The organism is Nitrobacter sp. 62-13 (assembly GCF_001896955.1).
Classification (GTDB): domain Bacteria; phylum Pseudomonadota; class Alphaproteobacteria; order Rhizobiales; family Xanthobacteraceae; genus Nitrobacter.
In genome coordinates, this window is sequence record NZ_MKRN01000066.1 from 1 (window position 1) to 2,022 (window position 2,022).

Genomic DNA, 2,022 nt, shown 5'->3' on the forward strand with positions numbered 1-2,022 from the left:
GATTTCGGGGCCGGTTGAAACGTAGTGAGCCTTGGGATTGTCGAGATTGTTCCATTGATCGGCAAACAGCACGCCGTTCGGTTCGGATTTACGCAATTCGTCGGCGAGCCGCCTCGCGATATGCTGATAATTGTTCGGATTGCTATAGGGGAGCGCCGGGACCTCGACCAGTTCGGCTCCGCACAGCCGAAGCATGTCCTTCTTTTCCTGGCTTTGCGTCTCCGGGATGACGATCATTGTGCGGTATCCGCGCGCGCTGGCGACGACCGCGAGGCCGATGCCGGTATTGCCGGCCGTGCCTTCGACCACGAGTCCGCCGGGCTTGAGATCGCCCCGCTTTTCCGCTTCCAAAATCATCTGCTTGCCGGCGCGATCCTTGACCGACTGACCCGGATTCATGAACTCGGCCTTGCCGAGAATGGTGCATCCCGTCGTTTCCGAGGCGTGCTTCAACTTGATAAGCGGTGTGTTGCCGATCGCTTCGACGACGTCGTTATTGATTCTCATGGGATGCTTGATCTTGTCGGTCCGTTGGAGGAATGCGGCAACCCTAGTTGAGAGGCGGGGGCGCTACAAGGGAGGGAACGAAGGCGGCCGATCCGCATGATGGGACGGGCGTTCAGTTCGCTGCTTTTGCGATACGCCGCCGCTGATGCCTCCTGAGCCTGTCAGGATGTCCAGCCGCAAACTACCCGCGCGGGCGCGTGCACGTTCGATTCGTCCGCATTGGCCCTGAATCCGCTGCAGCGTGGCGTGCCGGGCCGAAACGTCGCATGAAATCTTCGTAAGATTGGCGAGACAACTCGCGATCCGCGACTTAGGAAAGCCTGTAAAATCGAGGCTTCTTGATGAATCAGGTGAGCCGCAGGGCCCTGATGCCAATAGAACGTATCTAATGTTCTAGGCCGAGCAGGACTGTCCGTCCACTCACCAGACCGCTATAGGATAGAGCGGTTCCAAGAGAAAGCATGATTGCCGGTGGCTAGGTCGTTTTTTATGTCGGATAGGGGCTGAACGTGGGCGCTGCGGCCTCACGCGAATACCTGTCGTCGCTTTTGGTCCCCCTTGGGGGCCGGCGTGAGTGATTCTTCTGCGAAGGCGTCGATCGATCCACAAAGGGTTGCGAACTGGGTTTGGCGTCCCGCCATGTTTCTGTTGGGATTGGCAGCCGTCGCAGCGTCGGCCGGCTGCATCTTGACCACGGATCTTCCTGATCCGGCGCTGGACATACCGGCCGGATACAAGGCGACACGGCCGGCTACGCCCGATGCTCCGCCGACGCTCGACTGGTGGCGCGGCTTTCGCTCCTCGGAACTGACCGACCTGATGGAGGAGGCCCAGACCGTCAACCTGGACATCGCCGCTGCGACGTCGCGGATCATTCAGGCCGATCAGCAAGCCCGGATCGCTGGCGCGGCGTTGTTGCCGAGCATCAGTGTCGGCGGACAGGAAACCTATTCCCGCATCTCGGGCTCCAGCTCCAGCGGCCTCAGCATTGGCGGCCGGGAAGTGGTGAACTATTCATCCACCCTGAGCGCCGCCAGCTATGAGATCGATTTCTGGGGCAAAAATCGCGACGCCGCTCGGGCTGCGGAGGAAACTGCGAACGCGAACCGCTTTGACCGGGACGTGGTTGCGCTGACGACGCTCTCGAGTGTCGCCAATGCCTATTTTCAGGTGCTCGCGTCGCAGGATCGCATTCGAACCGCCGAGCGCAACATCGCCAGCGCCGCGCGCGTCCTCGAGGCGATCAAGCAGCGGCTGAATGCCGGCACGGGGAGCGATCTCGATGTGGCGCAACAGGAAAGCGTGCTGGCAAATCAGCGCGCCGCCGTTCCGCCGCTTCGTGAGATTCTGGGACAAAACATCAACGCGCTCGCGACGCTGGTGGCTCGTCCGCCTGAAAGCGTGAAGGTCAAGGGCGGTTCGCTCAACCGGATCGCCGTCCCGCGGGTTACTCCGGGTCTGCCCTCGGAACTGCTGACGCAGCGTCCTGATATCCGCCGTCAGGAGGCCCAACTC

Annotated in this window: 1 protein-coding gene and 1 pseudogene; one reads left to right on the plus strand and one right to left on the minus strand. The window is 61.2% G+C overall.

Translation table 11 applies throughout. From position 1 onward, the window contains the following. Positions 1-507: pyridoxal-phosphate dependent enzyme (locus tag BGN91_RS06485; protein ID WP_292611582.1), on the minus strand; the 507-nt coding region annotated here is incomplete at its 3' end. Between the two features lie 639 nt (positions 508-1,146). Between BGN91_RS06485 and BGN91_RS06490 the strand changes: the two are divergent. Beyond that, a pseudogene (locus BGN91_RS06490) lies at positions 1,147-2,022 on the plus strand (TolC family protein); the annotation flags it as partial.